Source organism: Kitasatospora sp. MY 5-36 (genome assembly GCF_001182915.1).
Taxonomy (GTDB): domain Bacteria; phylum Actinomycetota; class Actinomycetes; order Streptomycetales; family Streptomycetaceae; genus Kitasatospora.
In genome coordinates this window covers 1-17727 of sequence record NZ_LFVW01000136.1, presented here as the reverse complement: position 1 = coordinate 17727, position 17727 = coordinate 1, and the positions used below count along the sequence as shown (strand labels likewise).

The window sequence follows — 17727 nt, the reverse complement described above, 5'->3', positions numbered from 1 at the left end:
AGTGGGAAGTCGGCCGGGCCGACTTCCCACTCCGCACATGTCCGGGTACCGCGCCGACTACACGCCGACCGCGGTGCCGGCGTGGGCGGAGGCCGCCTGGTACTCGTCGTCGCCCTCGAACCGTGCTTCGCAGCCGGTGGTGAGGGTGCTGGCGACGATGACCGGATCGAGGATCTTGGAGCCGGAGTTCAGCTTGGCGATCCCGCTCTGGTCGGTGGTCGCGGAGCCGACGCGCTGGCCGCTCGCGGTGCTGTAGAAGGTGATCTGCCGCCCCACGATCGGCTTGCCGTCCGTGTCGGTCAGCGTGGCCTCGAAGTCACCGCTGATCGGCGAGTGGGCGACCACGTGGCCGCTCACCGTGCGTGCCGTGAGCTGGACGGGCTTCTTCTCGGAAGTCATAACGTAACCTCCTGGATGCTCTGGGCTACTCCTTCCACCGTAGGCAGGTCCGTGAGGGCCTGCACCCGGGCCGTATCGCCGCAGGTCGGGGCCGTCTGCGGGCCCGCTCCTCACGGGCCGTTCCCGCCCTCGGCGGGGGTGCGAGGAGCGGGCGCGACCCGGTGGCGTCCGGCGCGGGGATCGGGGAGACTCGCGCGCATGGTTTCGGTGTTGCAGAACGTGGCGATCGACTGTGCGGACGCCTATGAGCTGGCGCGGTTCTGGAGTGGTGTGACCGGTCGGCCGTTGGACCCCGACTGCCGGCCGGGGGACCGGGAGACGCAGGTGCTGCTGGCGGAGGGGCCGGTGCTGTACTTCAACCAGGTGTCCGAGGCGAAGACGGTCAAGAACCGGGTCCACCTGTGCCTGCGGCCCGAGACCTCGCGCGACCAGGAGGTGGAGCGGCTGCTCGGCCTCGGCGCCACCTTCGTCGGCGACCACCGGAACCCCGACGGTTCGGGGTGGGCCGTTCTCTCCGACCCCGAGGGCAACGAGTTCTGCGTGCTGCGCAGCGACTCCGACCGGGCCGTCACGAACCCCTGACGCCCGTGCGCCGCCCCGGCCGGAGTCGCGACCAGGCCCCGACGCCCAGGGCCGTCCCGATCCCCAGGAAGGCCCCGACCCCGGCCGGCGCGACCCACCCGGTGATCGGCGCCGCCGCGCCGCCACCGTCCCCGGTGAGGGCGAGCAGCGCGGTGAGCAGGCCGTACGGGACCAGCAGCGTCCCCGCGCAGGCCAGGGCCAGCAGCGGCCGGCGCGGGAGGCGCCGTCCCCACGGCCAGGCGAGGGCGCAGGCTATGGCGAGCCCGGCCAGGGCGAGGACGGCGGTGAAGTCGACGCCGTGCCGTTCGAGCCAGACCAGAGCCCCGGGCGCGCCGTTGCGGGCGAACTCGTCCGCCACGTCGAACCCGGCCGCGAGCCCGGCCCGGCCGCCCGCCGCCCAGTAGCTCTTGAGGCCGACGTACGGGACGGCGGCGGCGACGCCCAGCGCCGCGACCCTTCGTGCCGTGGCCGGTGTCGGTGCGCGCATGCCGTCTCCTCCGGTGTCCCCGCCCGACGGCCGCTGCCGCCGGGCGGACTCCACCGTGCCCGCGCCCGGGGCACCGGGTCGTCCTCCCCGGAGCCGGGTTCCGGGCCGAGCCGTCCCCCGCCCGGGGGGAGTGGGAAGTCGGCCGGGCCGACTTCCCACTCCGGGGGCGACGGGTGCCGGGGTGCCGGGGGCTACCGGGAGAGCAGGACCGCTCCCGCGGCCGCCGCCGCGGCCAGGATGACGAGGGCCAGGACCGCGCAGCCGAGGTTCGCCTCCACGGACCCGCGGGTGGCGGCGAGGGCCGGCGTGAAGTCGGCCGGGTTGTCGGGCGCGTAGTGGATCACGACCTCCTGGCCGTACACGGCGGTGGTGTCGGACAGGTACGAGGGCTGGTAGCCGGTGACGGCCGTCCCCTCGGGGGTGGTGAAGGAGTAGACGGGCGTCCGGCTGGTGCGGAGGTCGCCGTCCGCGTCGGTCTCGACGGTCCTGAGGACGGCGATGACGCGGCCCGTCGCGGACGCCATGGCGTCCAGCTCGGCGAGACGCTTCCTCATGCGCCGCCGCTCCCCGGGCAGGTGGAAGGCGGTGAGGACGGTGAGCGGCCCGCAGACCGCGACCAGGGCCCACGGCCAGCCCCAGTCGATCGAGGCGACGACCACCAGCCCGACGTAGATCAGCAGGACGGCGGAGTTCGGCAGGCCGAGCCCGCGCCCGCCGTCCTGGGGGCTGTTGGTGAACCGGAAGGCGTGCGGCCGCCCCGGCGGGTAGCGGATTCCGACCTCCCGGCCCACCCAGGCCGTGGTGATCAGGTCGCCGGTCCCGGTGTCGTTCGTGACGACGAACTCCTCGCCGGTGGAAGGGTCCCGGAAGCGGACGACCACCGCGATCCCGTCCTCCTGGGAGCTCCCGTTCCGCGGCTCCCGCACCCGTTCGATCCGCCCCGTCACCCGTACCGTCCGCTGCGCCCGGGTCAGGCCGGCCAGCGACCGCCCGTACCCGACCAGCGCGACGAGGCCGAACGCCCCGCACCACAGCGCCAGAACTCCGTGCCAGTTCATCTGCGTCCCGTTCCTGTCCGTGGTTCAGTGCGCCGAGGTGCGCCGCAGCACCCGGCCCTGCCCGTCCGCCTCCAGCACGGCGGCACCCCCGGGCCCGGTCACGCTGACCGTGATGGTGACGGGGCCGTCGGTGCGGAGGACGGTGATGCTCCAGGCCTGCGGGGCGTGGACGCCGAGGGTGGTCCTGGCCTCCTCGACCAGGGCGGGGAACCGCTCGTAGGGCAGCGACTTCGGGTCGAACTCGCGGGCCTTCGTGGCGGCCGAGGAGAACGTCACCGCCAGCAGGTTGTCCGTCACCTGGAGGGTGGTCACCGGGCCGTACTCGCCGTTCCGGGTCACGGAGTCGATCGACCGGCCCAACGCGCCGTCGTCGAGGAAGGACTGGCCGGCGCCGAGCACGACGGTGCCGGACCCGCCCGTCACCACCTCGGCCGACCACGAGGAGGAGACCGAGGGGGCCGCCGAGGAGGACGGCGGGTCGGCGGGCCGCTGCTCGAACAGGTCCGCGCGGAACAGGAACACGACGGCCGTGGCGGCGAGCAGCAGGCCGAGGAGCCCGACGAAGCCGACGGCACGGCTCTCGGGAGGCTCGCTCAGCCTGGTCGCCTCGGGTGCGGAGTCGAGTCGGGCTCCGGCCGCCCGCTCCTCCCACTCCGGGGTCGGCCGCTTCACGATCCGCATGTCCGTCGGCCGGTCCGGCGGGTAGCGGACCACCAGGACGGTGCGGGGCACGTAGTCGGGGAGGTCGGCGACGTTGATGTCCTGGGTGAGCTCCACCCGGAACGCGGGCCCGTCGTCCGGTACGACGGTGAGGTCGAACCGCACCGCCCGGTCGGTCACCTGGCCCTCGGGGACGGTCCGGCTCTCGACCACCGCCAGCGCCGTACGCGGGACGACGGCCGCCTCCCGCGCCCGCCGCGGCCAGCCGGCGAGGAGGTACAGCAGGCCGTAGCCGATCGGCACGCCCAGGCCGCCGACGAGCAGCGGCACATTCTCCAGGACGACGCCGACGACCAGCCCGGCGAGCGAGCCTCCGATGACGCCACCCGTCAGGAAACTGCGGGCGAGGGCGATCGGCAGGTTGCGCCTGGGCGGCACGCCGGGGGTGATCGTCATACCGGTGATTGTGCCGGGCTGAGGGGCCGGCCGATAGGCCTCTGTGCCGTCACCGGTGGGGAGTTGCTCGCGACGGGCCCTGCCGGACGGGCTTCGGCCTCGGTCGGCTACTCGTCGTAGACGACCGTGAAGTCCCGTTCGGCCGTGGCGAATTCGGCCAGCCGGCTGCGGAGCAGCGCGGCCGAGGACGGGACCTCGCGCTCCAGCTCGGCCCAGCCGGTGAAGCGCAGCTCGCGGGGCATCGCGACCAGGCCGGTGATCGCGTCCCAGAAGGCGTTCCAGTTCCTGCCGTAGAACGCCGGGAAGCCGAGTTCGCGCTTCAGGACGGCGTGGAGACCGCTCTCGTTGCGGACGGATCCGACGTCGATGGTGACGAGGCGGGGCACGCTCGGTGTCGGGTCCTCGGTGGTGCCCGGGAAGGACGGCAGCCACCAGCACCAGACCGACCGGTCCTCGGACCAGGGGCGGCCTTCCTCGTCCGCCCGGTCCTCGAAGACGTCCGTGGCCAGGTCGATGGGCCGCCAGGCGGGGTCGAGCGGCTCGTCCGGCGTCGGCGGCCGGACGAAGCGGCGGCCGCGCTGGTCGCAGGCGCCGTACTCCTGGACGTTCCGCTGGGCCCGCACCAGCGAGACGCTGTTGGCGCCGCGCGGCAGGAGCGGCCGGCGGAGCTGGGTCGGGTCGTCCTCCCAGGAGCAGACCGGGCAGACGACGGACGAACCGGGCCACCCCTCCCGGACGTCGAAGACGAGATGGCCGCAGCAGGGGCAAGGCCGACGAGTGTCCACCCCGGCAGTCTGGCCCGCCGTCCCGGTGCGTGGCGACCCGGTTTCGCGCGGCCGTTCGTCAGCCTTCCGTTCTGCTCCCCAACTCCGCTGCAACTGTGTGCAATCGGCTCGGGGGCGGCGGCGGTGCGCGGCTACGCTTCTCGGTAGGAGCCGCACGGGGAGTGCGCCGTCCACCCCGACAATTCCCAGGCAGGTGAACCATGCCCTCAGTCATGCCGTCCAGCAGCGCGGTGGCGGTCCGCAAGGAGGTCGCCGACCGGTTGCGCGAGCTGTGCCGCGACGCCGGGTTCAACGGGCGCGAGCTGGCGCTCCGGGCCGGCTGGCACCCCTCCAAGTCCTCCCGGATCATCAACGCGCTGACCTCGCCGTCCGACGAGGACATCCGCACCTGGTGCCGGCTCTGCGGGGCGGAGGAGGAGTCGGCCGACCTCATCGCCGCGACGCGCTCCGCCGAGTCGATGTACGTGGAGTGGCGGCGGCTCCAGCGCACCGGGCTCACCCGGCTGCAGAACTCCTACGTGCCGCTGTTCGAGCGCACCAGGGTGTTCCGGGTGTACAGCTCCTCCCTCGTCCCCGGGTTCCTGCAAAGCCGGGGCTACGCAACGGCGTTGCTCTCCGCCATCACCCGTTTCCACGGCACCCCCGACGACGTCGCGGACGCGGTCGACGCCCGGCTCGCACGCTCGCGGATCGTCCGGGAGGGCGGGCGGCGGTTCGCCCTGCTGGTGGAGGAGTCGGTCCTGCGCCACCGGATCGGGGATGCCGGGGTGATGCGCGGGCAGTTGGACGACCTGCTGGCCGCGACCGCGCTGCCCGCCGTCTCGTTGGGGATCGTCCCGGCGGGCGCGGAGCGGGAGGTGTGGCCGCTGGAGACCTTCAGCGTCTACGACGAGGAGCAGGTGGAGGTGGAGACCCTCACGGCGAGCCTGACCGTCACCCGGCCCCGCGAGGTCGCCCACTACCTGGACGCCTTCGAGAAGTTGTCCGGTACGGCCGTGTACGGGGACCGGGCCCGGGAGTTGATCGCCTCGGCGGTGGACTCGATCGGATGACATCGCCTTACCACGGTTTGGGAATTGCCGGGGGAAGTCACCCATGAATCACCGGTCCGAGCGAATCCGACGGTTCGTCAGTTTCGCCGACCCCTCTTCTGATCAGGAAGCCGTTCGATAATCCGTTCAGGAAAGGGTGATTCCGCATGACCGAGCCGAACTCCTCCCCGTCGATCACCGAGGCGACGCTGGCCTCCGTCGCCGACAACGGCCTGTGGGGCCCGGGTGCCGCCACCGTCAACCCGGCCGTCATCGACCTCGGCAACGGCCTGCTGTCGGCCCTCCAGGGCGACGAGACGGTCCAGCTCCCGCCGGAGCTCGCGGAGTTGGTGGCCGCGGTGCGGCGGATCGCCACGATCGGCGTGCCCAGGATCACCTCGGGGGACGGCGTCCGTCTGTCGGCGTTCTCCATCAAGCTGAACGGCGACCAGCCGCGCCCCGTGGTGATCGTGCCCGCGGGCTGGAGCCCGGTCGGCTGGCTGCCCTTCGTGTACGCGTACCTCAAGCTGGCGCAGCGCGGCTACCACGTCCTCGCCTACACCCCTCGCGGTCTCGGCTTCCCGGGGTGGATCTCCACCTCCGAGGGGCACGTCGACGTCGCCGGGCCCTACGACTGGGCCGACGGGTCGACAGTGATCGACTACGCCATGGAGCACTTCGAGCCGAGCCGGGTGGGCTTCCTCGGCGAGTCCTACGGCTCCGGGATCAGCCAGCTGGTCGCCGCGCACGACCCGGCGAACCGGGTGGCCGCCGTGGTCGCGCTCAGCACCTGGGGCAACCTGGCCACCAGCCTCTACGCCAACGGCACCCGGCACGTGAAGGCCGTCGAGCTGCTGATCGGCTTCACCGGCGGCGAGAAGGAGGACAAGTTCGACGCGGTCACCCAGGAGATCCTCGACAGCTTCGCGACCGGCCGGAACCTCGACGAGGTGGTCGCCTGGGGCACCGAGCGCTCGCCGGAGGCCTACGCCGACATCACCAACGCGCGCGGCATCCCGACCTTCGTCTCCAACACCTGGCACGAGACCCTCTTCCCGGCCTCCTCGGTGATCGAGACGTTCAACCGGCTGAACGTGCCGAAGCAGCTGAACCTGTGGATCGGCGACCACGGCGCGCCCGAGGGCGCCGGCCTGTCCGGCCTGCTGACCCACCTGCCGTTCCCCGGTCTGGCGGACCCGCTCCGGGAGGCGTACGAGTTCCTGGACCACCACCTGCTGGGTGTCGACAACGAGGCGCCGAACCGCCGGCAGGTGACCAACCAGGTGATGTTCAGCTACAAGACCAAGCCGGTGCTGGGCGGCGGGCAGCGGATCACCGAGGCCGCCCGCCGGGAGGGCCACGACTCGTGGGCGGACGTCACCACCGGCACGGAGGCCTGGTACCTCACCGGTGTCAACGGTGACGGTGACGGCGCGCTGGCCGACAAGCAGAACGCCGGCTGGTCGCGGAGCTTCACCGCCGGGCTGGAGACCAAGGCCACCGCGGTGGACGAGGTCCTGAAGACCGGCCAGAAGGAGTGGACGGGCAACCCTCGGAAGTACGTCCTGGCCGAGTTCGAGCGGGAGAACCTGCTGGTCTGGTCGACCGATCCGCTGACCGGCAGCGGCGAGGCGGCCCGCCGCATCCGGGGCGCCGCGTCGGTCCGGCTGACCGTGAACAGCACCGAGGAGGCCGCCACGCTGGTGGCGTACCTGTTCGACGTGGCCCCGGACGGCACCGCGCGGATCATCACCCACGAGCCGTACACCCTGACCGACCTGGCCCCCGGTGAGGACATCACCGTCGACTGGCAGCTCCAGCCGGCCGCGTACGACGTGCCGGTCGGCCACCGGGTGGCGCTGGTCGTCAACAGCCGCGACCAGCTGTACTCCTACGCCGCGGAGCAGGGCACCGTCACCATCGGCTCGCCGAGCGGGAACGAGTCCCGGCTGGAGCTGCCGCTGGGCTGATCCGCCCGGCGCTCCTGCCCCGGCCCGTAGGCCCCGGCCCGTCGCCCTCGTGGCGGCGGGCCGGTCGGCGTCCGTCAGGCCGTGGTCCTGGCGGAGGTGCCGCGCAGCAGGAGCGCGATGAGGACGGCGAGCAGCGCGCCGACGGCCGCCAGGCCCCACAGCACGGAGTGGAAGGCGGAGTCGTAGGCGTGCGCCAGGAAGTCCGTGAAGGCGCGGTGGTCGGTGGCGCCGGAGAGTTCGGTGGCGCCCGCGAGGTCCCCGCCGGCCGCCCGGTCGGCGACCTCGCCGGCCCGGGAGGCGCCCGGGTGCGCGCCGATGCCGTCGGCGACCCGGGTGCCGAGCACGGTGGCCAGCGCGGAGCCGTACACCGCGACGGCGACGGCCTCGCTGCCCAGGCGCAGGGTGTTGAGGAAGCCCGCCGCCATGCCGGCCTTGGCCGGGTCGACCAACTCCAGCGCCTGGCCGTCGACCAGGCCGGCCGACAGCCCCATTCCGGCGCCGGTGATGAGCATCGGGGCGGCGAGCAGCAGCACGGTGGCGGAGGGGGAGAGCAGGGTGAGGGCGAGGTCGCCCGCCACCAGGCAGGCCAGGCTGAGCAGGACCAGCGTGAGCGGGCGCACGCCGCGGGCGACCAGCCTGGCGGCGAGCATCGGCAGGACCAGCACCGGTGCGGTGAGCAGCAGCATCAGCAGCCCGGCGGCGCCGGTGCCGCGGCCGGTGACGGCGGTCAGGTAGCTCGGCAGGTAGGTGAGCACGGTGACGAAGCCGAAGGAGGCGGCCACCGGCACCAGGCAGAGGCCGAGGAAGCGGCGGTCGCGCAGCAGGCCGAGGTCCAGCATCGGGTGGGCGCTGCGGTGCTCGACGGCCGCGAAGACGCCGAGTACGGCGACCGCGCCGGCGAACAGGCCGAGCACGCCCGCGCTGCCCCAACCCCACTGGGAGCCCTGGACGATGGCGGTGGTGAGCAGCACCATGGCGAGCACGAACAGCGCGCTGCCGGGGACATCGATCCGCCCCTCGCCGGTGCCGCCGCTGCCGGCGGATGTGGCGGCCACGGCGCGGGCGATCGCGGGCAGCGCGAGCAGGACGAACGCCAGGGCGACGGCGTGCACCGCGAACACCCAGCGCCAGCCGAGACCCTGCACCAGCACGCCGGCCAGCGACGGGCCGAGGGCGACGCCGGCCCCGGCGACGGTGCCGAACAGCGCGAAGGCCCGGGCGCGGGCCGGGCCGTCGAAGACGGTGGAGAGGATCGCCGCGCCGCAGGAGAAGATCGCGGCGCCGCCGATGCCGGTGAGGGCGCGGGCGGCGTCCAGCCAGAGCACGTCGGCGGCGACGGCGCTGGCGAGCGAGCCGAGCGCGTAGAGGGCGACGCCGGCGGCGAAGGCCCTGGCCCGGCCGATGACGTCGGCGACCGAGCCCCAGACCAGGGTGAAGCAGGCGAAGGCCACGTTGAAGGCGTTGACCACCCACTGGAGCGGGGCGAGGTCGGCGTGGGTGCCGGCGCCGATCCGGGGGAGGGCGACCGCGGTGCCGGAGATGGACATCGGGACGACGAAGACCGCGAGGAGGACGGCGGCGAGGACGGGGGTGTGGGCGGGGCGTCGCCGCTGGTCGGGGGCGTCTGACGGCGCGGCCGGCATGGCCTGCGTCGGCTGTGCGGCCTGTGTGGGCTGCGTGCTCAAGGGGGTGTGACTCCAGGCTTGAACCGGCCACGGGGTGGCCAGGTACGGATTTGATCGAACCTAAAGCTGTCACGGCGCCGAGGTACGATGCAACCCATACCTTGCGGAGGAGGAACCGATGCCCGACGCCGAAGGCCACCCCTCGACCGGGGAGATGGACCTGCGCACCGTCCTGGGCGCGCTCGCCGACCCGCTGCGCTACGGCGTGGTCGCGGCCCTGCTGCGGGAGGGCGAGGGGGCGGCGCGCACCTGCGCCTCGTTCAACCTCCCGGTCTCCAAGTCCACCCTCACCCACCACTTCCGGGTGCTGCGCGAGTCCGGCCTGATCCGCCAGGTCGACCGCGGCAACAGCCGGGCCGCCACGCTGCGCCGCGAGGACCTCGACCAGCGCTTCCCGGGGCTGCTCGACCTGGTCCGCGGCGACTCCTGACGGCGGGGGAGGCCCAAGCGGAGGTCAAGGAACCTTGACCTCCGCTTGGGGCCGCCGCGGGCTGACGGCGTGTCAAACTGTGCGCCCCGCAGGCCGATGAGGAGAGTTCGGTGGATCTGGCGCGCCCCCTGATCGAGGACTTCCCCGCCCACCCGGACGGTGATCCCGCCGACGCCCTGGCCCGCGCCGTCCGGGCCCGCCGCACCGCCCTCGGTCTCACCCTCCCCGACCTCGCCGTTCGCACGGGCCTCGCCGAGGCCGACGTCCGGGCCGTCGAGGCGGGGCACGCGAGGCCGACGCTGGCGCTGCTCACGGTGCTGTCGCGCGCCCTGCGGAAGGTGTAGCCGGGGAGGTCCTCAGACCGGCTCGTAGGAGGTCCGGCGGACCAGGGCGCGGGCGTGGGGGGAGTCCATGGGGTGGGCGAAGAGGTACCCCTGGCCGAGCGGGCAGCCCATCGCGGCGAGCAGGTCGCGCTGGTCGGGGTGCTCGATGCCCTCGGCGATGACCTGGACGCCCAGGGTGTCGGCGATCCGGGTGATGCCCTCGACCAGGGCGTACTGCTGGGGCGAGTGGCCGAGGCCGTCGATGAAGGACTTGTCGATCTTGAGCAGGGAGATCGGGAACTCGCGCAGGTAGGACAGCGAGGAGTAGCCGGTCCCGAAGTCGTCGATGGCGATGCCGACACCGAGTCCGGACAGCGTGGCCATGTCGGCGTGGACGCGGTCGTCGCGGCGCATCAGCACCGACTCGGTGAGCTCCAGGACGAGGGTGTGGGGGTCGATGCCGGTGGCGGCCAGCGCCCGGCGGACCACGTCCACGAAGCCGGCGTCGCGGAACTGGCGGGCCGAGACGTTGACGTTGACCCGCAGCGGCGGCCGGCCGGCGGCCGTCCGCGCCGCCGAGCTCGCGGCGTGCCAGGCGGCGACCTCCTGGGCGGCGCGTTCCAGCACCCAGGCGCCGAGCGGGACGATCTGGCCGCTCTCCTCGGCGAGGGCGATGAACTCGTCGGGCAGCACCATGCCGCGCCGGTCGTGCGGCCAGCGGACCAGCGCCTCGAAGGCGACCAGATCGCCCGAGCGCAGGTCGACGATCGGCTGGTAGTACAGCTGGAAGGCCGATTCGGCGATCGCCGAGTCGAGGTGCTCGTTCAGCTCGTGCCGCTCCACCATGCCGGTCTGGAGGGCCGGCCGGTAGTGGCGCCACTGGCGGCGGCCGGCCGCCTTGGCGGAGTAGAGCGCGAGGTCGGCGTGGGTGAGCAGCTCGGTCGCGTCCACGCTGTCCTCGGTGGTCGCCACACCGATGCTGGCCGTCACCCGCACCGTGCCCGACGTGAGCTTGAACGGTTCGGCGAACACCGCCAGCACCCCGGACGCGATGGTGTCCACGTCGGCGGGCCGTCTCGCGTCCTCCACCAGGACGGCGAACTCGTCGCCGCCGAGCCGGGCGGCGGTGTCCGAGGCGCGCAGCGCGGTGGAGATCCGCAGCGAGACGGCGACCAGCAGCTCGTCGCCGACCGCGTGCCCCTGGGTGTCGTTGACCACCTTGAAGTCGTCCAGGTCGATGAAGAGCACCCCGGTGACGGCCCCGCTGCGCTCGCCCCGGGAGAGCGCGTGCCCGACCCGGTCCTGGAACAGCACCCGGTTGGCCAGGCCGGTCAGCGAGTCGTGGAAGGCCCGGTGGGTCAGCTCGCGCTCCATCTGCCGCTGCTCGGTCACGTCGCGCAGGGTGAGCACCAGGGCGCCGACGGTCGGGTCCGCGCGCAGGTCGTCGGAGCGGACCTCGGCCTCGATCGGGGTGCGGTCCTGGCGCAGCAGCCGCCAGTGCTCGCGCGGCTGCTCGCCCCGGGGCGGCTCGGCGGTCCCGCGCATCCGGGCCAGCGCCTTGCCGACCTCCCGGCTGTCCTCGGGCGGGACCAGGTCGGTCAGCGGGGTGCCGGCCAGGTCGGGGCGGCCGAGCACCGTCGCGGCGGACGGGGAGGCGTAGCGCACGCCGTCGTCGGCGTCGAGGATCAGGATGACGTCGCTGGCGTTCTGCACCAGGGTGCGGAAGTACAGCTCGCTGTTGCGCTGGGTGACCTCGCGGCTCAGCACCACCCGCTCGACCGCGAGGGCCGCCTGCGCGGCGAGGATCTCCAGCGAGCTCCAGAGGCCGGCCAGCTCCTGCTCCGTCCCGGTGACGACGAGCGCGCCGATCAGCGGGTCGCCGGAGGGGCGCTCGGCGAGGGTGAGCGGGCAGACCAGGGCGTACGGCATGCCGCCGAGGCGGGCGAGGAGGCCGCCGTCGGCCGGGGTGGCGGCCGGGTCCAGGCCGAGGGAGCCGACGGGCAGCAGCACGGTCTCCCGGGCGGTGGCGAGCTCCAGCACCCGGTCGGACTGCGCGGTGTCCCCGGGCGTGGGCCGGGGGGTGTCGCTCCCGGCGTGCCGGACGTGCAGCACCCCGGCCTCGGCGACGGAGAGCAGGGCGACGTGCCCGGCCTCGGCCGGCATCAGGGTGGAGGCGGCGGACTGGACGGCGTCCGCGACCTCCCCCACCGTGACGGCCGCGGTCAGCCGGGCGCCCGCCTCGCGCAGCGCCCGCTCGCGGGCCACGGCCTGCCTGCGGGCGGAGACGACCACCGCCAGCCGGGCCAGCACCAGCAGGTAGAGCACCGCCGAGAAGGCGCCGATCACGCCCGCGTTGCTGGTGTTGCCGGCCAGTGCCTCGATGATCAGGATCGCCGGGGCGATCAGCGAGGCGAGGGTGAGCAGCACCAGCCGGGCGGTGCTCAGGTCCGGCTGCTGGGTGGGCACCGGACGGGTCAGCTCGACCATCGACGGGTGCAGCGCCGCCGCGCCCCAGGCGGTGTAGAAGGCGGCCCAGCCGAGTTCGACGGGCGTGCCGATGTGCCAGGTGCCGTGCAGCTGGATCAGCCCGTACAGCACGTCGGAGACCATGATGCCGAGCGAGCCGACGGCGAGCAGCTGCAGGGAGCGGGAGTTGCCGCCGCGCGGGGTCAGCAGCCGCAGCAGCAGGGCGAGCACGACCACGTCGCCGAGCGGGTAGGCGATCGAGACGGCCTTCTGGAACCAGTCGAGGTCCGGGTTCCGGGCGTACGGGAGGATCAGGTAGATCCAGGCGAGCAGGGCCAGCCCCATGGTGGGGACGAGGGCGTCGAGCAGCCCGGCGCGGTCCTGACGAGCTGTGCGCCAGCGGATGAAGCCCAGCACGCCGACCGCGTACAGCACGTACTCGGCGAGGTAGAAGCCGTCCGCGACGGACGGGAACGGGTTGGGCACGTGCAGGATGTCCAGCTGGACGGCCTGCACCACCTCGCCCACCGTGAAGCTGAGGTTGGCGAGCGCCAGCACGTACCAGTAGCGCGCGTGCGCGGGACGGTTGAGGCGGACGCCGACCACGATGGCGGCGACGCCGCCGAGGCCGATGCCGGTCCACCAGATGATCCGCTGGCCGGGATTCGCGTAGTAGATGCCGGTGAACAGCACCATCCAGAGCAGGTAACAGACCATCAGGTGTTGTCGCCGGCGAGTCAACGAGGCTACCTCCTCCACGACATCACCCCGCCGGTCGGGCGGGGGAGTTCGGGTGAGGACGGGACGGGCCGGGCGTTGGAGCCGGTCCGGGTGGGGCGGATGGGCGCTTTCGCGCAGCAGCGAGGCGTCCGGTGGGGGGGTGCGACCGGACGTCCTCGACGGGGCAGGAGTGCGTATAGTCGGAAATGTCGCACTCCCCAGCATTCTGCCGCCACAGCACGAGGTCAAGCCGGTGGACGACGCAGTAGACAGCGCACAGGGCGTACGAACGGATGCGAGCTCCGGCCGTCACGCCGTGGTCCGCAACGGCAACGGTCAGTATGCGATCTGGCCGGGCGACTTGACCGTCCCGGCCGGCTGGCAGCAGGTCCACGGGCCGGCCGGGCGGGCCGACTGCCGGGACTGGGTGGAGCGCGAGTGGCGCCCGGCCGGGCTGGGCTTCCCCGGCGGCGCCCCGGTACGGCGGGCGGCGGGCGGAATCGCCGACCCGGCGGCCGGATCGGCGGACCCGTCGGCCGGATTCCCGCACACCGTCGCCGGATTCGCGGACACGGTGCACGGGCTGTTCCGCGCGCGGGCGGCGCACGACCCGGACGCGGTCGCCGTCATCGCCGCGGATGCCACGCTGAGCTACCGCGAACTCGACCTGCGCAGCGACCGGTTGGCCGCCGCGCTGCGGGCGCGCGGGACCGGCCCGGAGCAGGTGGTGCCGGTCTGCCTGGACCGCGGGGCGGGCCTGGTCACCGCCTGGCTGGCCGTGCTCAAGGCCGGCGGGGCCTTCCTGCCGCTGGACCCGGCCCACCCGCCGCGGCGGCTGGTCCGGCTGGTCGAGGACTGCGGGGCGCGGGTGGTGGTCGCGGACGGTGACGGGTTCCCGGAGGCGCCCGGGGTGTCTGTGTCCGGGGCTTCCGTGCCCGGGGTGTCCGTGCTCGGGGTGTCCGCGCCCGGGCCGGAGGACGGCGGGGAGCCCCTGAACTCCGGGGCGTTCTTCGCCGGGGACGACGGCGCCGCCCCCGACGACCTCGCCTACCTCATCTACACCTCCGGCACCACCGGCCGCCCCAAGGGCGTCCCCGTCACCCACCGCGCACTGCTGTTCACCCTCGACCGGATCGTCCACGCCTACCGGCTGCGCCCCGGCGAACGCGTCCTGCACCTGGCCGCGCTGGGCTCCGACACCGCGCTGGAGCAGGCGTTCGGCGCGCTGCTCGCGGGCGCGACGGTGGTGCTCGGCGGGGGCGGCGGCGCGGGCGGCACCTGGGCGCCCACCGAGCTGGCCGGCCGGCTGCCCGGGCTGGGCCTGGCCGTCGCCGACCTCACCCCCGCCTACTGGCACCACCTGCTCGACCTGCTCCCGCCCGGCGGGCCCGGCCCCCAGGGGCTGCGCCTGGTGGTGGTCGGCGGGGACGCCGTGCACGCCGCCGACAGCCGGCACTGCCTGGACCGGCTGCCGGGCGCCCGGCTGCTCAACGCGTACGGGGTCACCGAGGCGGCCGTCACGTCGACGCTCTGCGAGGTCACGACGGAGCTGCTCGACGGGGGCGGCGGAAGCTCCGCGGGGGCGGGCGGCACCCCGGCCGCGCCCGTGCCGATCGGACGGCCGCTGCCCGGGGTGCGGGTGCACGTGCTGGACGCCCGGCTGCGCCCCGTCCGGCCCGGGGAGAAGGGGCAGATCCACCTCGGCGGGCCCGGTCTGGCCCGGGGCTACTGGCGGCAGGCAGGGCTCACCGCCGAGTCCTTCCTGCCCGACCCGTACGCGCCGCTGCCCGGCGAGCGGATGTATCGCACCGGCGACGCCGGGCGCTGGCGGGCGGACGGGCAGCTGGAGATCCTCGGCCGCTTCGACGACCAGGTGAAGGTGCGCGGGCACCGGGTGGACCCGGCCGAGGTCGAGGCCGTCCTGGCCGCGCACCCGGACGTCCGACAGGCCCGGGTCGCGGCCGACGGCGAGGCGGCCGACGGCAGCCGCACGCTCACCGCGTACTACACGCCCGCCTCCGGGACGGCCGTCGGGGCGCCGGGGCTCCGGGCGTTCCTGGCCGACCGGCTGCCGGAGTACCTGGTGCCGGCCGAGTTCGTGCCGCTGGAGGCGATGCCGCTCACGGCGGCGGGGAAGATCGACCGGCGGCGGCTGCCGCACGCGCCGGTGCGCTCCCCGGCGTCGGCTCCCGTTCCCCCGTCGACCCCTTCGCCGGCTCCCGCGCCCGACCCCGCCGGAGCCGGGGCGCTGGAGGCGGCCGTCGGACAGCTGTGGGCGGAGCTGCTCGGCGTCGAACACATCGGCCCGGACGGCGACTTCTTCGCGCTCGGCGGCACCTCGCTGCTCGCGATGGAGATGCTGGCGCGGGCCCGGATCCTGCTCGGCATCGACGTCGGGCAGGTGCGCACGCTCACCCGGGCGCTGCTGCGCGAGCCCGTCCTGCGCGCCTTCGCGGCGGCGCTGTCGGCGGCGCGCGCGGACACCCCCGCAGGGGCCGTACGGGACGCGGCGGTCGACTGGTTCGCGGAGGCCCGGCTCACCGAGGACCTCCGGCAGTCCTGGAGCCCGGCGCCCTCCCGCGCCGAACCCGCCGAGATCCTGCTCACCGGCGCCACCGGCTTCTGCGGCGCCCACCTGCTGCACGCGCTGCTCGCCACCACCCGGGCGCGCATCCACTGCCTGGTCCGCGCGCCCGACGAGGAACACGCGCTGGAACGGCTGCGGGCGGCCCGGCAGCGCTTCCTACGGCAGGACCTCGCCGACCGGCGGGTGGTGCCGCTGGTCGGCGACCTCACCCGGCCGAAGCTCGGCCTGACGGACGGTCGGTTCGACTGGCTGGCCGGGCACCTGGACGCGATCCACCACCTCGGCGGACAGGTCAACTTCCTCTACCCGTACCACCAGCTGCGTGCGGCCAACGTCGGCGGCACCCGGGAGGTCGTCCGGCTCGCCGGGCACAGCCGGGGCATCCCCGTGCACTACCTCTCCACCCTCGCCGTGCTGGCCGGCTTCGGCGCGGCCGGCGTCCCGAAGGTCACCGAGCGCACCCCGCTCGCCCACCCCGAACGGCTCGGCGTCGGCTATGTCGAGAGCAAGTGGGTCGCCGAACAGCTGCTGCACAACGCGGCCGCCGCCGGGCTGCCCGTCACCGTGCTGCGCACCAACGACGTCACCGGGGACCTCGCGTCCGGGGCGATGAACACCGGCACCGAACTGTGCGCGCTGATCGCCTACGTGGCCGACAGCGGGACCTATCCGGACGTGCGACTGCTGCTCGACTTCGTCCCCGCCGACCGCTTCGCCCGGGCCATCGCGCACATCGCCGCCCACGCACCCGCCGCCGGCGAGGTCTACCACCTCACCTCCCCGCGCCCGGGCACCCTCGCCGACCTCGCCGAGCGGCTGCGGGCGCGCGGCCACCGGATCGCCCCGCTGCCGTACGGGGACTGGGTGCGGCGGCTGGTCCGGTTCGCCGCCGGGAACCCGACGCACCCGATCGCGCCGTTCGTCCCGCTGTTCGTGGACCGCGCGCCGGGGTCGGAGCTGTCGGTCGGCGAGATGTACTTCCGGCCGACGTTCCCGCTGTTCGAGCGGGCGAACGCGGACGCGGCGCTGGCCGGGAGCGGGATCGAACTGCCGCCGGTGGAGGCTGGGTTGATCGACCACTACCTGGCGGGGCTGGAGCGGGAGGGCTTCCTGCGGGCGGCGTCGCCGTGAGCCCCTCCGAGGCGCTCGAAGCACTGGATGTGCTCGGCGCGCTGGACGTGCGGCGCGGGCCCGGCGACGGCCCGGTGGCCTTCGGCGGGTCGCTCGGCACGCTCGGCCCCGGCGGGCTGCTGGCGGCGTACCGGCGCGGGCTGTTCCCGCTGCCGGCGGCGGACGTCTACGCGAGCGCGTACAACGAGGCGGTGTACGGGGACGCCGTCGAGGCGGGCGAGGTGGCGCTGCTGCCCGGCGGGGCGGACCCGTACGCGCTCGCCTGGTGGTCGCCCGACCCCCGGCCGGTGATCGCGCCCGACGGCGTCCGGCTCGGGAGCGGGCTGGCGCGGCGGCTTCGCAACCGGTCCACGTGGTGGACGAGCGCGGACCGGGCCTTCGGGCGGGTGCTGGCGGCGTGCGCCGAGGGCCGTCAACCGGCCTGGCTCACCGATGAGTTGGCGGAGGTTCTGGTGCGGCTGCACGAGCTGGGGGCGGCGCACAGCGGGGAGGTGTGGGAGGGGGAGGAGCTGATCGGCGGGGTGTTCGGGATCGCGGTCGGGCCGGTGCTGAGTCTGGACTCGATGTTCCACCGCCGCCCGGACGCCGCCCGGGTCGCCGTCGCCGACCTCGGGGCGCGGTTCGGTGCGGCGGGCGGGCGGCTGCTCGACGCCCAGTGGGACGGGCCGCACGTGCGGAGCCTCGGGGCCGAGCCGATGGCGCGCTCGCGGTACCTCGCGGAGCTGTCGGGCGGGAGTGGGGATTCCGCTGTGGTCCCGGACGGGGCGCCGCTGCCGGCGGCGCGGCTGGGAGAATCGGCATGCCTCCGCTGACCTGCGGTTAAACCTGATCGGGCTGGCTTTTTTGGCCTGTCTTCGACAAACTTATTCCTCGTCAGTAACATGACGCCGCGTGTTCAAAAGTTCCATAGGCAGGGCCTCCGGCCCCGCCGTCCTCACCCTCACCCTCATCCTCGCC

General features: G+C 74.2%; 14 protein-coding genes. 7 read left to right on the top strand and 7 right to left on the bottom strand.

All coding sequences use genetic code 11. The annotated features are described in order from the left end of the window. Window positions 1-57: 57 nt before the first annotated feature. A complete protein-coding gene (locus AE652_RS10635) occupies window positions 58-399 on the bottom strand; it encodes a hypothetical protein (protein ID WP_049651007.1) in 342 nt (113 codons plus the stop codon). A 198-nt stretch (window positions 400-597) separates the two neighbouring features. Between AE652_RS10635 and AE652_RS10630 the strand changes: the two genes are divergently transcribed. Next, the gene (locus AE652_RS10630; protein WP_049651006.1) at window positions 598-981 is read left to right on the top strand and encodes a VOC family protein; all 384 of its coding nucleotides are present in this window, start codon (window positions 598-600) and stop codon (window positions 979-981) included. Here AE652_RS10630 and AE652_RS46340 read toward each other — a convergent pair. The 4 genes from AE652_RS46340 to AE652_RS48065 form a co-directional block, all read right to left on the bottom strand. Beyond that, on the bottom strand, window positions 968-1468 hold the full coding sequence (locus tag AE652_RS46340) for a hypothetical protein (protein WP_049651005.1): 501 nt from the start codon (window positions 1466-1468) through the stop codon (window positions 968-970). The genes AE652_RS10630 and AE652_RS46340 overlap by 14 nt on opposite strands. A gap of 191 nt (window positions 1469-1659) precedes the next feature. Continuing rightward, window positions 1660-2526, bottom strand: a complete 867-nt coding sequence (locus AE652_RS10620; protein ID WP_049651004.1) for a DUF3592 domain-containing protein — start codon at window positions 2524-2526, stop codon at window positions 1660-1662. A gap of 24 nt (window positions 2527-2550) precedes the next feature. Beyond that, window positions 2551-3642: a membrane protein gene (locus tag AE652_RS10615; protein WP_049651003.1), complete on the bottom strand. Its 1092-nt coding sequence runs from the start codon at window positions 3640-3642 to the stop codon at window positions 2551-2553. A gap of 107 nt (window positions 3643-3749) precedes the next feature. Beyond that, a complete protein-coding gene (locus AE652_RS48065) occupies window positions 3750-4427 on the bottom strand; it encodes a CPCC family cysteine-rich protein (RefSeq protein WP_063780126.1) in 678 nt (225 codons plus the stop codon). A 212-nt stretch (window positions 4428-4639) separates the two neighbouring features. Here AE652_RS48065 and AE652_RS10605 point away from each other — a divergent pair, with 212 nt between their 5' ends. Both AE652_RS10605 and AE652_RS10600 read left to right on the top strand, forming a co-directional pair. Next, a complete protein-coding gene (locus AE652_RS10605) occupies window positions 4640-5479 on the top strand; it encodes a helix-turn-helix domain-containing protein (protein WP_369808286.1) in 840 nt (279 codons plus the stop codon). Between the two features lie 146 nt (window positions 5480-5625). Continuing rightward, complete coding sequence (locus tag AE652_RS10600; protein WP_049651001.1) at window positions 5626-7428, top strand: CocE/NonD family hydrolase C-terminal non-catalytic domain-containing protein; 1803 nt, start codon at window positions 5626-5628, stop codon at window positions 7426-7428. 74 nt (window positions 7429-7502) lie between these two features. Here the strand turns inward: AE652_RS10600 and AE652_RS10595 are convergent, their stop codons facing one another. Next, window positions 7503-9071 (bottom strand): MFS transporter, encoded by a 1569-nt coding sequence (locus AE652_RS10595; RefSeq protein ID WP_049651000.1) that lies wholly within the window; start codon window positions 9069-9071, stop codon window positions 7503-7505. A 160-nt stretch (window positions 9072-9231) separates the two neighbouring features. On the opposite strand from AE652_RS10595, the gene AE652_RS10590 reads away from it, so the two are divergent. Next, entirely contained in the window at window positions 9232-9543 is a 312-nt protein-coding gene (locus AE652_RS10590) for a helix-turn-helix transcriptional regulator (RefSeq protein ID WP_049650999.1), read from the top strand. 110 nt (window positions 9544-9653) lie between these two features. Continuing rightward, window positions 9654-9887 carry a helix-turn-helix transcriptional regulator gene (locus tag AE652_RS10585; RefSeq protein ID WP_049650998.1) on the top strand — a complete coding sequence of 78 codons (234 nt, stop codon included), beginning with the start codon at window positions 9654-9656 and terminating at the stop codon, window positions 9885-9887. A gap of 12 nt (window positions 9888-9899) precedes the next feature. Here the strand turns inward: AE652_RS10585 and AE652_RS48060 are convergent, their stop codons facing one another. Further along, window positions 9900-13073, bottom strand: a complete 3174-nt coding sequence (locus tag AE652_RS48060; protein ID WP_159028424.1) for a bifunctional diguanylate cyclase/phosphodiesterase — start codon at window positions 13071-13073, stop codon at window positions 9900-9902. 232 nt (window positions 13074-13305) lie between these two features. Between AE652_RS48060 and AE652_RS10575 the strand changes: the two genes are divergently transcribed. Together AE652_RS10575 and AE652_RS10570 are read left to right on the top strand one after the other, a co-directional pair. After that, a complete protein-coding gene (locus tag AE652_RS10575) occupies window positions 13306-16770 on the top strand; it encodes an amino acid adenylation domain-containing protein (protein WP_159028423.1) in 3465 nt (1154 codons plus the stop codon). Beyond that, the gene (locus tag AE652_RS10570) at window positions 16767-17582 is read left to right on the top strand and encodes a leucyl/phenylalanyl-tRNA--protein transferase (RefSeq protein WP_049650996.1); all 816 of its coding nucleotides are present in this window, start codon (window positions 16767-16769) and stop codon (window positions 17580-17582) included. The genes AE652_RS10575 and AE652_RS10570 overlap by 4 nt, the downstream gene beginning before the upstream one ends. The last annotated feature ends 145 nt before the right edge of the window (window positions 17583-17727 follow it).